At 61.6% G+C, this 15,952-nt stretch carries 8 protein-coding genes; 3 read left to right on the plus strand and 5 right to left on the minus strand.

Annotated features, from left to right (window positions below; all coding sequences use genetic code 11):
- Positions 1-73 precede the first annotated feature (73 nt).
- Positions 74-1,903, plus strand: a complete 1,830-nt coding sequence (locus tag NW839_RS04790) for an NFACT family protein (protein WP_414352162.1) — start codon at positions 74-76, stop codon at positions 1,901-1,903.
- A gap of 47 nt (positions 1,904-1,950) precedes the next feature.
- On the opposite strand, the gene NW839_RS04795 is transcribed toward NW839_RS04790, so the two are convergent.
- The 5 genes from NW839_RS04795 to NW839_RS04815 all read right to left on the minus strand — a co-directional run bounded on the left by NW839_RS04795 (position 1,951) and on the right by NW839_RS04815 (position 13,399).
- Complete coding sequence (locus NW839_RS04795) at positions 1,951-6,753, minus strand: alpha-2-macroglobulin family protein (RefSeq protein WP_414352161.1); 4,803 nt, start codon at positions 6,751-6,753, stop codon at positions 1,951-1,953.
- Between the two features lie 72 nt (positions 6,754-6,825).
- Positions 6,826-8,052, minus strand: coding sequence for a type II secretion system F family protein (locus NW839_RS04800; RefSeq protein WP_414352160.1), 1,227 nt, complete (start codon positions 8,050-8,052; stop codon positions 6,826-6,828).
- Between the two features lie 197 nt (positions 8,053-8,249).
- The gene (locus NW839_RS04805; protein ID WP_414352159.1) at positions 8,250-9,392 is read right to left on the minus strand and encodes a type IV pilus twitching motility protein PilT; all 1,143 of its coding nucleotides are present in this window, start codon (positions 9,390-9,392) and stop codon (positions 8,250-8,252) included.
- A 131-nt stretch (positions 9,393-9,523) separates the two neighbouring features.
- Positions 9,524-11,605 (minus strand): GspE/PulE family protein, encoded by a 2,082-nt coding sequence (locus tag NW839_RS04810; RefSeq protein WP_414352158.1) that lies wholly within the window; start codon positions 11,603-11,605, stop codon positions 9,524-9,526.
- A 156-nt stretch (positions 11,606-11,761) separates the two neighbouring features.
- Positions 11,762-13,399: an acetolactate synthase large subunit gene (locus NW839_RS04815; protein ID WP_414352163.1), complete on the minus strand. Its 1,638-nt coding sequence runs from the start codon at positions 13,397-13,399 to the stop codon at positions 11,762-11,764.
- Between the two features lie 178 nt (positions 13,400-13,577).
- Here NW839_RS04815 and NW839_RS04820 point away from each other — a divergent pair, with 178 nt between their 5' ends.
- Positions 13,578-14,630: a dipeptide epimerase gene (locus NW839_RS04820; RefSeq protein ID WP_414352157.1), complete on the plus strand. Its 1,053-nt coding sequence runs from the start codon at positions 13,578-13,580 to the stop codon at positions 14,628-14,630.
- The gene (locus tag NW839_RS04825; RefSeq protein WP_414352156.1) at positions 14,630-15,691 is read left to right on the plus strand and encodes a DUF1611 domain-containing protein; all 1,062 of its coding nucleotides are present in this window, start codon (positions 14,630-14,632) and stop codon (positions 15,689-15,691) included. Before NW839_RS04820 ends, NW839_RS04825 begins: the two co-directional genes overlap by 1 nt.
- Positions 15,692-15,952: the final 261 nt, after the last annotated feature.

Raw genomic sequence — 15,952 nt, forward strand, 5'->3', positions numbered from 1 at the left:
AACAGAATGCTATCGCTGCATAGTTGAACAGTGATGTTCAGCAGTGTTCAGCGTAAATGTATCAGCAACAGGGATGCAGCCGGTTGATTTAACCACCCTGCGTGCTGTGCTCGCCGATCTAACCCAGGCTAAGACAGGTCGGGATCCAGTGTTGCCTGCCCGCGTGGAATGGATCCAACAGACCGATCTGTGGACGGTGGTCATTGGCTTGCGCACCCTCACTGCCCGCCCCTGCTTGCTGTTGTGCTGGCATCCTCAGGCGGCCCGTCTCCACCTCTGTCAGCCTCCTCCCAAAGAGCCGGATGGCTTTCAATTTAGCCAGTTCCTCCAACGGCACCTGAAGGGTTTGGCTCTGACGGAGCTGGCTCTGCTGGAGGATTGGGAACGGGTGATTGACTTGCGCTTTGCCCCTCGGCCCGGGGATCCCCCTTATCGCCATCTCTACCTGGAGGTGATGGGCAAGCACAGCAATGCCATTTTGGTGGACGAGGCGGGCATGATTTTGGCCAGTGGTCATGGGGTGAGCGAGCGCCAATCGCGGATCCGTCCGGTACAGCCGGGCCTGCCCTACGAGGCTCCTCCGGCCCTAACCGACCCGATCCCGCAGCGATCCGAGCCCTTTTCCTGGTGGCAAGAGCGCGTCGCCCTGATCCCTGGCCCCATCGGCCAACGGCTGTTGCGCTGTTATCGCGGCCTCAGTCGGCATTTGGTGGAAGCGATGTGTCATCAGGCTGGGATCCCGCCGCAAACCCCCAGCGATCACCTCTCTGCCCAGGATTGGCAGGCGCTGTTTGCCAGGTGGCAAGACTGGTTAACCCGTCTGGAAACCGGCCAGTTTGACCCAGCTCCCACTCCCCAGGGATACACCGTTCTCGGCTGGGCAAGCGGTGCCGTTCCCGTTAGCGGGACGGAGTCCCTGCAACAACCTTCTCGACTCAATCTGCACCAACTTCTGGAAGGCTACTACCAGGCTCAGCTTAACCGCGAACAGTTTGAGCGAGAGCGCCACCGTCTGCTGCAAAGGGTATCCACCCTGCTGAAAAAGCTCTATCAGCGGCGAGAGCAATTTGAGGCGATGCTGGCCGACTCTACCCAGGCGGAAGTCTCCAAACGAGCTGCCGACTTGTTGATGGCGCACCTCCACCTTTGGCGGCCAGGGCTGCACCACATCGAGCTGCCGGATTTTGCCAGCGGCCAGACGGTCAAGATCCCTCTCGACCCTGAGAAAAATGCTATTCTCAATGCCCAAGCCTACTACCGCAAGCACCGCAAACAAAAACGGGCCCAGGATGCCCTCCGACCTTTACAAGAGGCGCTCGGCCAAGAGATCCTCTACCTCGAGCAGGTGGAAGCGTCTCTACAGCAGCTAGACACCTATCGGGATCCCCAAGACTTAACCACCCTCAAGGAAATTGAGACCGAGCTGATTCAACAGCGCTACTTGGAGAGTCCCACTCGCAACAGCGGGACAGAGTCTCTGCGGGCGAGCTCAAAACATGCCTCACCGGCAACCTTCAACCCCCACCGCTTTACCAGCCCCAGTGGCTTCTCCATTTGGGTGGGGCGCAACAACCTGCAAAATGATCAGCTCACCTTTCGCGTGGCTCAGGAACACGATTGGTGGTTTCATGCCCAAGAGATCCCCGGCAGTCATGTGCTGCTGCGCTTGCCCCCCGGGGCTGTAGCAGAAAGCGAAGATCTGCAGGCGGCTGCTGATTTGGCGGCCCATTTCAGCCGCGGTCGCCTCAGCGAACAGGTGCCGGTGGTCTATACCCGCCCGAAACTGGTGTTCAAACCCAAGGGATCCCCGCCCGGCATGGTCGTTTACAAACAGGAGCAGGTGCTTTGGGGGCGGCCCAGCCATGCGCAGCTGCTCATTGCGTCAGCCCTTGGGCCACACTGACGCAACTGGTTACTTCGTTTCTGGCCAAGTGGGCAGGTTCGAGGCATTCAAGGGAGAACTTCGAGGGAGTAAGCGGCGCTGCGGCCATAGCGGCTGGGGTCGTACATTTCTTCTGCCAAAGCAGGAGCCACCTGGAATTGGCCGGGGATCTCCGGACGGAAGAGATAGACAAACTCATGGCGACCCTGCTTGAGCTCGGTGCTGAAAAAGGCCACGCGGTCATCCCGATTCTCTTGGCGGGTCCAAAACCAGTCCCACCAGTAGTCTGGGGCCAAGCCGGTGAACTCTCGCGGATCCTGGGAGGTGATCTCGGCGCCGCTGGGCAGGGGATCCTCGACCACCACGTAGTGGCTGTCCCGCTCGGCTTCCACCGTCAACCGGGCCAGGAGGATTTCTCCGGCCCTTACTGTGTCGCCAGGGCGCAGCGGCTGCTCTCGGTAGCGGATCTCCCCGTTGGGTTGGGGCTGGGGCTGTAGGCGGAAGTAGCTGCGGCTCACCGCAAAGCCTTGGGCTTGAGAGGGCAGAGGGTTGGGGACGAAGGCTTCTCCCCTCAAGCTGTAGTAAAGGGGGCCGGGGCCGGACTTTTCCAGGCGCAGGCTGCTCAGGTTCCCCACTTCTGCGTCAGCCCAATCCAGCCCATAGCGGGGATCCCCAGCGCCGGCCTGCCAGCGACCGAGAAGGGATCCGGTTGTCCCATCCAACACCCGCACCTCGCCGGGGCCGGGAAGCTGCTGCTGCTGGGCCTGGTAGTAGGCGGACAGGCCGAGGAGAGCATCGGCGGTGGCTTTGGTGGTGCGCCAGCGGTTGTTTTGCCGCTGTTGGAGAAGGGCATCGGCAATCTGGGCAGCCCGGTCATCCTGCAGCCGAACGGCCAATTGCAGTAGGGGGCCGGCCACCTCCATGTCGTCGTAGGTGGAGCGCTCTTGGGTCGCACGAGTTGGAGCAGCCGGGATAAACCAGCGCCCTTGGGGATCCTGTTGCCGCCGCTCCAGAACCTCATCCAGGGCTGCCTGGGCAAGATCCCTCTGGCCCAGTTGCAGGGCGGCCAGCCCTCGGTAGGCCAGGCCAAAGGTGGAGAGCCGCTCCGGCGGCGGCAGGTCGGCAGTCACCAAGGCGGGATCCCAGAGGGCCAGGCTGTAGGCGACAAAAGCCTGTAGATCCGGGGAGAGGGCTTGTGGCTGGGCCAGTTGAGCGGCCAGATAGTCCTGAGCGGCCAGATAGTCCAAGGCCTGCCGCACCCGCCACTCTTTGAGGGCATAGCCAGCAGCTTGGGCAAGGTGATACCCCTGCAGGATGTATCCGGTCAGATAGGGGTTGCTCCGGTCATGGGCCCACCAGCCCCAGCCCCCATCGAAGTTCTGGGATCCCTCCAGTCGCTGCAAGCCCGATCGAAGCACCTGGGGCAGCCGCTCCAGGGTTTGCGAGCGCAGGTTCAAGCCCAACTGCTTGCTGACTTGGGTGACGGCTAGGGCGGGCAAGAAGCGACTCAGGGTTTGCTCGGTGCAGCCGTAGGGGAACTCCACCAGGTAATCCAGCGGCTCCAGCAGGGTTGCTGCCGGGCTAGCGGCCAGTTCCAGGTGAAGCTGCCGGGATCCCGGCACCCAGGTGGCGGGCCAATCCAGCGATAAGTCAAGGCTGCCCTCCTGCACCCGACCCACCTGGGAGAACCGTTGCACAGCGCCGAAAGGCTGGCTGGGGATCCGCAGTTGCAACGCATCTTTCAGCCCATTCCCTTCCGCCCAAACCCGCAGAGAGGTATCTCCGGCCCCCAGAACCTGGAGAGGCCATTCCACCCGCCCCGCTCCTTGGGCCGGCACGGTGAGGCGTTGTCGTTCCGGGCCTTGCAATTTCAAGATCCCACCGGCAGGAACAGGAACTTCCAGCCGCACCTCCACCGCTTGGGCTTGACCCGTGCGGTTTTGCACAATGGCCGCCAAGGTGAGCTGATCCCCCACCCGGAAAAAGCGGGGAGCGGCCAAGCGCACCAACAGGTCTTTGCTAACCGAGACTGTGGCAAGAGCGGATCCCACCTGGGTGTCGGCAGTGGCGGCGCGGGCGGTCAAGCGCCAGGTGGTCAGGTTGTCGGGCCAGCGCACCTGCACCTGAGCCAGGCCATCGGCATTGGTGACCAGATCCGGGAACCAGGCGGCGGTATCGCGAAAGTCCTCCCGCACTTGGCCGGCCAGCTTGTCAGCACCGCCGGGATATTGCTGAGGGAAAGAGGTAGTGGTGGTAACTTGGTTGTACTGGCGCCCATAGAAGAAGCGGCGAATATCCAGGGTGAAGTCGGGTCGCAATAGGTAGAGGGCATTGTCCACAATCCCTAGGCCCACCTCGGCGCTCACCGGCTGCCCTTGGGCATCGCGGGTGCGGATTTGGATTTGGGCGGTCTCGCCCGGTCGATAGGTGGGTTTATCGGTTTGCAGCTCCACCTGCAAAAAGCGATCCAAGGGGGAGACCCGCAGCAGGGCCTCGCTTCGGTACAGCCGCCGCTCTGGGCCGATGGCAGTGGCAGTGACGTAGAGATTGGGACGATAGTCGCCGCGGATGGGCAGCCGCAGCGTGGCCGTATGCCCCTGGAGACGCAGCACCTGCACCTGGTGCAGCCGGGATCCCTCAATGCCCACCAGCACCGCCACATCCGGCAGCGGCGAGACTATCAGGATCTGGGCCTCTTCCCCCACCTGGTAGATCTGCCGATCCGCCACCACTTCCAGGCTGGGCAGGGATCCCCAACTTTGTAGGGGGCTGCCCGGCTCCACCACCCAGAGATAGTCCACCTCCTGCACCCGTTCGCGCCAGCGGTGCGGAGCACTTTGACGGCGGGGATCCCATGCCGTCAACCGCACCCGGTAGTCTCCCGGCTCCAGGTCGGCGGGCAGGTGGAGGTCGAGGCTGCCTTCCCCGTTGACAATCTGAAAAGGCTGCCGCAGCAGGGTACCTTGCCGTTGGTAGGTGTTGCTCTTGGGATCCCAGCGCCAGCGCTCCAGGCTCAGCTCTCCGGTGGCGCTGACGGGGCGGCCATCGTAATCGCGGGCTTGCAGCCGGTAGGTGAGGGTATCCCCCGGAGCGGGCAGGTGGCGGTTCACTTCCGCAAACAGAGCAAATTCGCCAGCCGTGACCCAGGCCCGCGCCGATCCTGTTACCGTCCGGCGGCTGATATCGGTCACTTCCACCTCGATGCGCAACTGCTGCACCTCTTGGGGGCCCCAGTAGCTGTCTTCTTCCCAGTTGAGATCCTGCAGCAGGCGATCCAGGCGAAACTCCGCCCGCCCTTGGGCATCCGTCACCCCTTCCCCTTCCGCCACCAACTGGCCGTAGCCGCCGTAGTAGCCCTGCTCCTCTCCCAGGTCGTCGGCGAAATAGTCTTCCTCGGCAGAACGGGGCAACAGCCCATAGCGCAGGCTCCAGTCGGGGCTGCTGTAAACTCGGTAGCGGAGCTGGGCAGCGGCCACCGGCGCGCCGAAAAGATACTCGGCCTCCACCTGCACCTTCAGGGATCCCCCCCGCACCAGCCAAGGTCGGTCGGGCACCACCGCCACCTCAAACTCCGGCTTGCGGTAGGCTTCCACCTGAAAAGAGGTGTATTCGCCGCTGGATCCCTGCGGCCCTGACACCTGCCACTCCAGGCCGTAGCTGCCCAGGGACGCTTCTTCTGGCAGTTGAAACTCCCCATGGACACTGCCAAAAGCATTGGTGGCCAGGGTTTGTTCGCTCAACACATCCCCGTTGGGGGCCGTAAGGGTCAGTTGCACTGCTTGTCCTGGGGGGGGCGGCGTGAGGCGGGTTTGCTCTCGCACCAGGGCGCGGAAATAGACGGTTTGGCCAGGGCGGTAGAGGGGACGATCGGTGTAGGCGTAGATCCGGTGGGGCTGGTTCCAGCCATAGGCATAGCTGCGGGACAAAGCCTGTAATGTGCTGTCGGCACTGCGGCCATAGACCACCAGGGAAGAACCCTCTCTCGCCGGCAGGCCAAAGCGGGCCAGCCCCTCTGCATCGGTGGTGGCCGTCAGGGGATCCCCCCACTCCCCGAAAACTTGGATCTGGATCCCGGCCAGGGGACGCAGCTCCCGCAGGTGCACCGCCTGCACCACCAACTGGCTGGCATCCTGCTTCTGGATCAGGCCGAGATCGCTCACCAAAAACCAATGGTCGGAACGGGGCAAGGGTGCAGCCGCATTCAGCGGCTCCCGGCCCTCCGCCTCCACCCAGTAGGCCCCCGGCGGCAGGATCCCCAGCTCCAAGGTTTGGGCTGTCCACCCCTCTCCCGCTCGTCGTGGCACCGGCTGCTGCCAACTGCGCACAAGCTCCCGCCGCAGGGTGGGATACAGAGCCGGATCCAGGGAGCCATAGCCAGCATCCGCCAAATCCCGCAAGAGAGGGGATCCCTGCAGCTCTGTCAGGGAAAAGCGATAGAGGCTGAGCTGCACCGAGCCCAGGCTGGTGGCCCGCCACTGCAGCCGCGCCGGTTCTGCGGTCGTAAACACCTGGCTGGTGCTGTAGAGATAGAGACCGGGGGGGACAAGCTGAGGGCGCAAGGTGGGGATCCGAACCGTTGCCCCCTCCCGCACCAGAACGGATCCCTGGCTGCCCACCGTTTCCAGGCCGGATCCCTGCACCGTCACCTGGTATTCCCCAACAGGCAATCGATCCAAGCGATATTCGCCATCTGCGGTCAAGCTGGCGCTGCGCGTGGCCGGGCCGGCGGCGATCACCCGGACGCTCTCCAGAGCTACCCCTGCCGGCAGCTCCACCCGTCCCGCCAGGGATCCCGTCGGCTGTTCGGAAAGCAGAACCGCCAGCCCTACCCCCAAAAACACCACCAGGGCCGCCAACCATCGCCTCAGCATGGGATCCCTTTCCTCCGTTGCTCCTACCCTGTGCCCTGGCCGCCCTGGGGGTTCAAGGGTCAGCCCAATCCACTACTTCACCAACTCGAACACGTTGAACATGGGCAGGTACATGGCCACGATAATGCAGCCCACCATACCGCCCAGGATCACGATCATCAACGGCTCCAGCAGGCTGGTGAGGGCGCGTACCGCCTCCTCCACCTCCAGCTCGTAGAAATCCGCCGTCTTCATCAGCATCGCGTCCAGCTCCCCCGTCTCTTCCCCCACGCTGATCATCTGAATGGCCATCAGGGGAAACACCTTGGCCTTAGCTAGGGCAGGGGCAATCTGCCCCCCCTCCGAGATGGATTGGCGGGCGGCGTCAATGGCGTTGGCCACCACCTGGTTGCCGGAGGTGTCGCGCACAATTTCCAAGGAAGTCAGCACCGGCACCCCGGAGCGGGTGAGAGCGCCAAAGGTGCGGCAGAAGCGAGCCACCGCCGACTTCTGGATCAGATCCCCGAAGGTAGGGAGCTTGAGGGCCAGCGCGTCGATGGTCTCCTTGCCGGCAGGGGTGCGGTAAAAGCGCCGGAAAGCAAAATAGACGGCCCCTAGAAAGCCCACCAGCCCCAAGCTGTACTGGGGCGTGCGCAGGAACTTGCTGATGTTGATGAAAAACTGGGTAAAGCCGGGCAGCTCCCCACCCAAGTCGTTGTAGATGCTCTCAAACGTGGGCAAGATGAACAGCACCATGCCCAAGAAAATCAAGACAGCCAAGATCGTCACCACCACCGGGTAGGTCATGGCTGACTTGATCTGCTTCTGCAGGCGATCCATGTCCTCCAGCAGCTTGGCCAGGCGGTTGAGCACTTCGTCCAGCACGCCGCCCACCTCCCCCGCCTGCACCATGCTGCAGTAGAGGCCGTCGAAGGCGTCGGGATAAGGGCGGATGGAGTCGGAGAGGTTTTTCCCCGCCTCCACCTCCGCTCGGATAGCCCGCAGGTACTTTTTGAGTTTGGGGTTGCCGGTTTGCTCCTCCATGATGGTGAGAGAGCGCACCATCGACACGCCGGCGTTGATCAAGGCAGCAAATTGCCGGGAGAACACTGCCTTGTCGCGAATGTCGATGGATCCCAGCATCGACAAATCGAAAGACGTCTCCAAGGAGAAAAAGGGCTTTTCTTCCTGAATGTCTTCCTGTTTGGCAAAAATCCCGTCTCGGCGCAGCCGTGCACGAACTTCGGTCAAGCTGTTGGCCACCACCGTCAGGCGTACCGGCTGACCGGCCTTTAACCCCCGAACCTTGTAGCGCGGCATGGCTGTACCCCCGGCTAGATCGCTCTAAATAACGAAATGGCTTTAAATGTTTCGCAGGTGCAAAAGAGAAGTCAGCCCAAACCTTGGGCAGATCAACAATCTCTCAGCTAGAGCTTAGCCACAAATCAAGTCAGCGGCTAGAGATCGGCAATGAACCCTCACCCCGGGATCCCAGCACTGCCTGGTGGCAACGAGGTTTAGCGACGGGTGGCAACTGCTGGTGGCCGCTGTTGCTGGGCAGCCGCGGCTGGCGAGGGCCCGGTAACGTTGCCCAAAAGCCGTTGCAACTCCTCGGGGCGAGAGGTCTTAGACATGGCCGTATCGAAGTCGATCTTGCCCTGTAGGTAAAGGTTAGCCAGATCTTGCTCCAACGTTTTCATGCCCTGCTTGCCCCCAGTCTGGATAGCCGAGTAGATCTGGGCAGTTTTGCCCTCCCGAATCAGGTTGGCAATGGCCGGCGTTACCACCATGATTTCCTGCACCAGCACCCGTCCAGGCTCTCCTGGCTTGGGATTGAGGCGGCGGGCCAGAGTTTGGGAGAAGACGGCCTTGAGGGAGTTGGAGAGCTGCACGCGAATCTGCTGCTGCTGCTCGGGCGGAAACACATCCACCAAGCGATCCACCGTCTGGGCGGCAGAACTGGTGTGTACCGTGGCAAAGCAGAGGTGGCCCGTCTCGGCGGCGGTAATGGCCAACTGGATGGTCTCCAGATCCCGCATCTCCCCAATCAGGATCACATCCGGATCCTCCCGCATCGCTGCCCGCAGGGCATTGGCAAAACTCTTGGTGTCTTCCCCCAGTTGCCGCTGGTGGATGATGCTGCGAATGGGGGTGTAGATATACTCAATGGGATCCTCGATGGTGAGGATGTGCTCGGCCCGTTCGCGGTTGATCATGTCGATCATGGAGGCCAGCGTAGTCGATTTGCCAGATCCCGTTGGGCCGGTTACCAGCACCAAGCCCCGCGGCAGGCGAGCTGCTTCCTTACACACATCCGGCAGGCCCAGCTTGTCGATGTTGGGGATCTCAGAAGCCAGGGCCCGCATGGCGCAAGCATAGGTGCCGCGATCGCGGTAGACGTTCACGCGGAAGCGCCCGATCCCCCGCACCCCATAGGAGCAGTCCAATTCCCAGTTTTGCTCCAGCTGCTTGCGCTGGTTGTTGTTCAGCATGCTGAAGATCAACCGCTGCACCTCCTCTGCCGAGAGAGGCTCATGCTCTGTCGGCTCAAGGTGACCATTGATGCGGAAGTAGGGGGGCAAACCCGCCGAGATATGAATGTCGGAACCGCCCTTTTGGACGATTGCTTCCATGAGGTCTTCGATCATCAGTTGGGGCATAGGGTTGGGTTCTCCAAAGGCGAGTAGAACTGTCTATCAAAAGAGCCGCCGGCCAAAGCCATGTGAGAAAGGCAACTGTATAGGACTGTTATAGTCGGCACCCCAACATCGTCAAGTGCCAAGCCGACTTCCTAAAACTTCGGGGTCAGGCAATAGGGGCAGTCCATCCAGTCCACATGCAAGGCCGCGCCACAGTTGCGGCAGGTGCTGAGAGCCTTGGCACGGGCCTTCAGCTCGCTTTCCAGACCCTTGTCGGTGAGGGTCACCCGATCCACCTCCTCCAGCGTGGTGAGGCCCTGCTTCACCAGCATCAAACTGTAGGCCAGCAGGGTTTTCATGCCACTTTCCACCGCCGCTTCTTTGATCACCTCCGTGGGGGCCTCTTTGTTGATCAAGTCCGCAAGGCGGTCGTTCATGCGCATGAACTCGTACACCCCTACCCGACCTTTGTAGCCCACGCCCCCACACTTCTCGCAGATGGGCTTGCCGGTGGCCTTGCGCTGCTCCACTTCTTTGGGGGAGAGCTTGTTGGCTTTGTAAAAGGTGAGCTGCTCGCCGTCGCCACTGAGGGTAAGGCCATAGCGGGCCAGCTCCTCCGGCGTGGGGTGGTAGGGGATCCGACATTCGGTACACACTCGGCGCATCAAGCGCTGAGCCAGCACCCCCAGCAACGAGCTGGAGATCATAAATGGCTCGATCCCCATCTCCGTCAGACGGGCAATGGCGCCAGGGGCATCGTTGGTGTGCAGCGTGGTCAACACCAAGTGGCCCGTGAGGGAGGCTTCGATGGCGGTTTTGGCCGTCTCGTGGTCGCGGGTTTCCCCCACCAGGATGACATCCGGGTCTTGCCGCAAGAAGGCCCGCAGGATCATGGCAAAGTCCATGCCCTTTTCTCGGATCACCTGCACCTGAGTGATCCCCGGCAGCGAGTATTCAATGGGATCCTCGGCGGTGCTGATGTTGATGCCCGGGTCGTTCACCTCCGCCAGGGCCGAGTAGAGGGTGGTGGTTTTCCCGGATCCCGTTGGCCCGGTCACCAAGATTAGGCCAAAGGGTCGCCTGACAATCTCCTTGAAGCTTTCCAAGGTCTCTGGGTCGGTGATCAGCTTGTCCAGCCCCAGTTGGGTGGCGGAGTTGTCCAGAACCCGCAGCACGATCTTTTCCCCATAGCGGGAGGGCAGGGTGCTGACCCGGAAGTCCACCTTGCGCCCCTTGAAGACCCGCCGAATCCGCCCATCCTGGGGCATGCGCCGCTCGGCAATATTCAGGTTGGAGATGATTTTAAAGCGGGCAGTGAGGGCGGGGACGATCTTCTTGGGAAAGTTTTCAAAAGCCTGCCGCAACACCCCATCTTTGCGGAAGCGGATGCGCAGGTATTCTTCTTGTGGCTCGATGTGGATGTCGGACGCCCCATCCTGCAGGGCCTTGACCAGGATCTGGTTGGACAGTTTAATAATCGGGGCATCATCTGCCGATTTGACCTGCTGCTCCAGGGATCCCTCGCCGGCCTCATCGGCAGCCACATCCTCAATAGCATCCAGATCGATTTCGGCAGTGTTGACCACCACCTCTTCTTCCTGTTGGGCAGCAGCCGCCTGTTGGGCAGCAGCCGCGTCGTTGATCCCCTTGATGGCCAGCAGCTCCGCCTGCGCATCCATGTAGCGGTTGATCAGGGTCTCGAAATCCCGCTGGGTGAAGACCCGCCGCTGCAGCTTCAGCCCCTGGATGCGGAAGCGCCGTTGAATGTCGTCCAGTGCCTGCAGGTTGTCTGGCTTGACCATCGCCACCGTCACCTGATTGTCTCGACGGCGAATGGGCAAGAATTTGTAGCGGTTGCAGATGTCGAGGGGCAAGATCGAGTCGATCAGCCCAATCATCTCGGAGATCTCCACCGGCTCCAGGTCGACATCCAGGGAGGGGATCCCGTAGATGATTTTCAGTTCAAAGAGCTGCTGCCGTTTGTAAGCCCGCTCCAGGTCAGGGGTGATCTCTTTGCCCACGATATCCTTGACCACCAGAGCCAGGGCCTTGCTGTTGCCCTCTCGATCCGCTTTGAGGGCGTTTTGGATGTCCTGGATCTGCTTATCGTCGGCAAAGCCCAGCTCCTTTAACTTGCGGCCAAAGGGGGTAATGCTGACGTTGGCGATGGCCAGAGCTTTGCTGGCAGCACCGGCACGGCGCGAGGTAAAAGGAGGGGGAGGAAGATCGTTCATGCTGGCGGGTCACCCACAATGCCTCTATTTCACTGCACTCGGCTGCTAAGGGTCAACGGTAAAGATACATAAGTCTGGACTGCCCAGAGGCCGCCAACCCTGGGCTTACTATGCCCCAACTCGGCTCAAATCTCGCATTCCTATCCACCTCACCCCCTAAGTCTCGCAGACCAACGCTTGCGACCGCTGGGTTAGGTAAAGGTTTTCGCTGTAATCGACAGGGCAGTCGATGAGGGTGGGCACCGGCTGCTCGAGGGCCTGCTTCAGGATGGGGATCAGCTCGGCAGCCTTTTCGACACGGTAGCCCTTGAGGCCCATGCTCTCCGCCAGCTTGACGAAGTCTGGATTGCCGAACTTGACGAAAGCAGCCTCGCCATACTGGTTGTGTTGCTTCCACTCGATCAGCCCATAGCCGCCATCGTTGAAGATGAGAGTTACAAAGGGAGTGCCCACCCTGAGGGCAGTTTCCAGCTCTTGGCAGTTCATTATGAACCCTCCATCTCCGGTTACGGCCACGATGCGCCGGTCGGGATGCACCAATTTGGCGGCCAAGGCCCCCGGAATGGCGATGCCCATGGCGGCAAAGCCGTTGGAGATGAGACAGGTGTTGGGTTTGTCACAGTGGTAGAGGCGGGCCATCCACATCTTGTGGGCGCCGACATCGGAGATGACGATGTCTTCGGGTTCCAGGACTTGGCGCAGGTCGTAGATCAGCTTTTGGGGCTTGATCGGGTAGCTCTGATCCTGGGCATAGCAGGTGTACTCGCGGACGATGTTCTGCCGCAGGCTGAGGCCATAGGGATCCGGCTTGCCCGTGCGATCGCAGCGGCGCAGGATCTCCATCAGGGAGTCGGAAATGTCTCCCACCACCTCCACTTGCGGAATGTAGCTGCTGTCGATTTCTGCGGGCAGGGCAGCGATGTGAACGATGGGGATGGTGCCGTCGGGGTTCCATTTCTTGGGAGAGTACTCGATGAGGTCGTAGCCGACGGCGATCAACAGATCGGTTCGGTCGAAACCACAACTGACCAGATCCCGCTGCTGTAGGCCAACGGCCCACAAGGACAAGGGGTGGGTGTAGGGGATCACTCCTTTGCCCATGAAGGTGTTGACCACGGGGATGTTCAAGCGGGTGGCAAATTCCGTGAGGGCGCTGCTGGCTTGGGCGCGAATGGCCCCATTGCCGGCCAAAATCAAGGGGTTGCGGGCGCGGGAGATCAGGGACGCCGCTTCGTTCAGGCTTTGATAGGAGGCGTAGGTTTTGTCCAGGCGATCTCTCCTCAAGGGAGTGCCGCTGGCTTCCATGGCGGCGATGTTTTCCGGCAAGTCGATGTGGACGGCCCCGGGCTTCTCGGTTTGGGCCAATTTGAAAGCCTTGCGCACGATCTCCGGGGTGATGCTGGGGCGCACGATCTGGGCATTCCACTTGGTGACGGGGGCAAACATGGCCACCAAATCCAGGTATTGATGGGATTCGATGTGCATGCGGTCGGTGCCGACTTGGCCGGTGATGGCCACCAGGGGTGCTCCATCCAGGTTGGCATCGGCAACTCCGGTCATCAGGTTGGTGGCGCCCGGCCCCAAGGTGGAGAGACACACCCCCGCTCTGCCCGTCAGCCGGCCATAGACATCGGCCATGAAGGCGGCCCCCTGTTCGTGGCGGGTGGTGATAAAGCGAATTGAGGAGCGGCGCAGGGCTTGCAGGACTTCCAGGTTTTCTTCGCCAGGAACGCCGAAGATGTACTGCACCCCCTCATTTTCCAGGCAGCGAACCAGCAGTTCGGCGGTATTCATGGTGGCAAGGGTATGGAGAACGGTGGATCTGGATCCCACCATAGACGGCGGACGGGGCAAGGGATAACTTGTTTTCTGGGCTTGGGGACGGGGGCAGGCTGGGCTGGGAACCAAGCTAAGCTCAAAGGGGCGGCCCAGGCCCAATTGCCCCTCCAAGCTTCCTCTTCTGGAGATGCCCATGCGGCTCTACGTCGAACCTTTCACCGTTCACAAGCGCTACGCCTTGACCATCAGCCGAGGTACCCACAGCGATACAACCTTGGCTTGGGTGCGAATTGAGGAGGAGGGAGTTGAAGGGTGGGGAGAGGCTTGCCCTTTTTCGGTGAGCGACGACTACCACCAGTCTCTGGACGACATCCTGATGGGCTTGGACGTGGCCAAAGGGATCCTGCGCCGCCATTCCCCCTGGGAGCGACAGCCAATCGAGGCAGAACTGCTGCGGGCCGGGATCCCTTCGGCAGCGCGGGCAGCGGTGGATATGGCCCTGCACGATTGGATGGGCAAACGGCTGGGGAGGCCCCTGTGGCAGTTGTGGGGGCTGGATCGCTCCCGCATTCCGCCCACGACGATGACGATCGGCATCTCCACCCCGCAGGCGGCCCGCCAGCGCGCCTTGGCCTGGATGGAACAGACCCAAGCGCGGGCCTTTAAGATCAAGCTGGGCAGCGGCTCAGGACTGATGGCGGATCAGAACATGCTGATTGCCGTACAAGAGGTGATCCCGCTGGGATCCCTGATTACAGTGGATGCCAACGGCGCTTGGACGGTGGAGCAAACCCTGAGCATGAGCAACTGGCTGGCGGGGCAAGGGGTGAGCTACCTGGAGCAGCCTTTGGAGAGGGGGCAGGAAGCGAAGCTGATCACCCTCTGGCACGAGTCGAAGCTGCCCATTTTTGTGGATGAGAGCTGTATGGACAGCCGCGATATCCCCCCTCTGGTGGATCGCGTCCACGGGATCAACATTAAGCTGATGAAGTGCGGAGGCCTCAGCGAAGCCTGGCGCATGATCCACACCGCCAAAGCCCACGGCCTACAGGTGATGTTGGGCTGCTACAGCAACACAGCTCTGGGGAATACAGCGGCAGCCCACTTGGCTCCCCTGGTGGATTACCTGGACTTGGATAGCCACCTCAACCTCATCGACGATCCCTTTGCCGGGGCCATCCTGCAGGAGGGCTGCCTGCTCCCCACCGACCGACCGGGCTTGGGGGTAGAGCTGCGGGAGGAATAATGGGAAGGCCGGAATCCCTGTCCAGCGAAAGTCGCGTGGCCATCCTGCTCCACGGGGGATTGCTGGGGGAGCATGGGAAAACGGGGCTGGGGCTGCTGCGCTACGGCTCTTTCCCGGTGGTGGCGGTGATCGACCGGGAGCAGGCGGGGGGATCCCTGGCCCATCTGACCGGAATAGCCAAAGACATCCCCATCGTGGCCTCGGTGGAGGAGGCGCTGGCCTACCGGCCTGAAGTTCTGGTGATTGGGATTGCCCCTTCAGGGGGGCAGTTGCCGCCAGCCTGGCGGGAGGAGTTGGGCCTGGCCCTGCGAGCTGGCCTATCTCTGGTGAATGGGCTGCACACGCCTTTGGCCGAGGATCCCCAGTTTCGGCAGTGGTTGCAGCCGGGGGCCTGGATCTGGGATATTCGCCGCGAGCCCCCCAACCTGTCGGTGGGGAAAGCCCTGGCCCGCACCCTGCCCTGTAAACGGGTGTTGACGGTGGGCACCGACATGAGCGTGGGCAAAATGTCCACCAGCTTGGAGCTGCACCGGGCCAGCCTGAGACGGGGCCTGCGCTCCCGCTTTTTGGCCACCGGGCAAACCGGGATCCTGATCGGCGGCGAGGGGATCCCTTTGGATGCGGTGCGGGTGGACTATGCCAGTGGGGCGGTGGAGCAACTGATCATGCGCTATGGCTCTGACCACGACATTCTGCACCTGGAAGGTCAGGGATCCCTGCTCAACCCCGCCTCTACGGCCACCTTGCCTCTGTTGCGCGGATCCCAGCCCACCCACCTCATCCTGGTACACCGCGCCGGCCAAACCTACATCAAGGGGATGGACTACGTGCCCATCCCACCCTTGTCCAAAGTGATCGAGCTGTATGAGCAGGTGGCAGCGGCTGCCGGGGCCTTTGCCCCCGCGCCCGTGGTGGGGGTTGCCCTCAATACCTTCGGCTGGGAGGAAGAAGCAGCCCTAGAGCAGATCCGCCGGGTGGAAGCCGAGACCGGACGGCCCTGTACGGATGTGGTGCGTTTTGGGGCGGATCCCTTGTTGGAGGCAATTCTGGCGGCAGGATAACTCAGTTTGCAGACAGCGGATCCACTCCCATTGTCCATCTGGGAAAAACTCATCATCTTCAACAGGTGAGCGATTCAGATGGTTCCCGGTGCCGTTGTCTTCTCTGAGATGCGATCTCCTCAGCCAGGTATTCTCGATCCAAGTCGCTCCCATTGGCCGGGGGCCAGGAACTGGGCTTGCTCCGTGTTCAGAGAAGAGCATGACTCTAGTCAATAATAAGCTCAACTATACTGAAAATAATGTATAATATGTTCAGTACGG

Source organism: Synechococcus sp. R5-15 (genome assembly GCF_047462035.1).
Classification (GTDB): domain Bacteria; phylum Cyanobacteriota; class Cyanobacteriia; order Thermostichales; family Thermostichaceae; genus Thermostichus.

Coding starts and splice junctions, on each gene's coding strand:
- NW839_RS04800 (WP_414352160.1), bottom strand. CDS start 8,052: ATGCCGCGCTACAAGGTTCGGGGGTTAAAGGCCGGTCAGCCGGTACGC.
- NW839_RS04790 (WP_414352162.1), top strand. CDS start 74: ATGCAGCCGGTTGATTTAACCACCCTGCGTGCTGTGCTCGCCGATCTA.
- NW839_RS04795 (WP_414352161.1), bottom strand. CDS start 6,753: ATGCTGAGGCGATGGTTGGCGGCCCTGGTGGTGTTTTTGGGGGTAGGG.
- NW839_RS04825 (WP_414352156.1), top strand. CDS start 14,630: ATGGGAAGGCCGGAATCCCTGTCCAGCGAAAGTCGCGTGGCCATCCTG.
- NW839_RS04810 (WP_414352158.1), bottom strand. CDS start 11,605: ATGAACGATCTTCCTCCCCCTCCTTTTACCTCGCGCCGTGCCGGTGCT.
- NW839_RS04820 (WP_414352157.1), top strand. CDS start 13,578: ATGCGGCTCTACGTCGAACCTTTCACCGTTCACAAGCGCTACGCCTTG.
- NW839_RS04815 (WP_414352163.1), bottom strand. CDS start 13,399: ATGAATACCGCCGAACTGCTGGTTCGCTGCCTGGAAAATGAGGGGGTG.
- NW839_RS04805 (WP_414352159.1), bottom strand. CDS start 9,392: ATGCCCCAACTGATGATCGAAGACCTCATGGAAGCAATCGTCCAAAAG.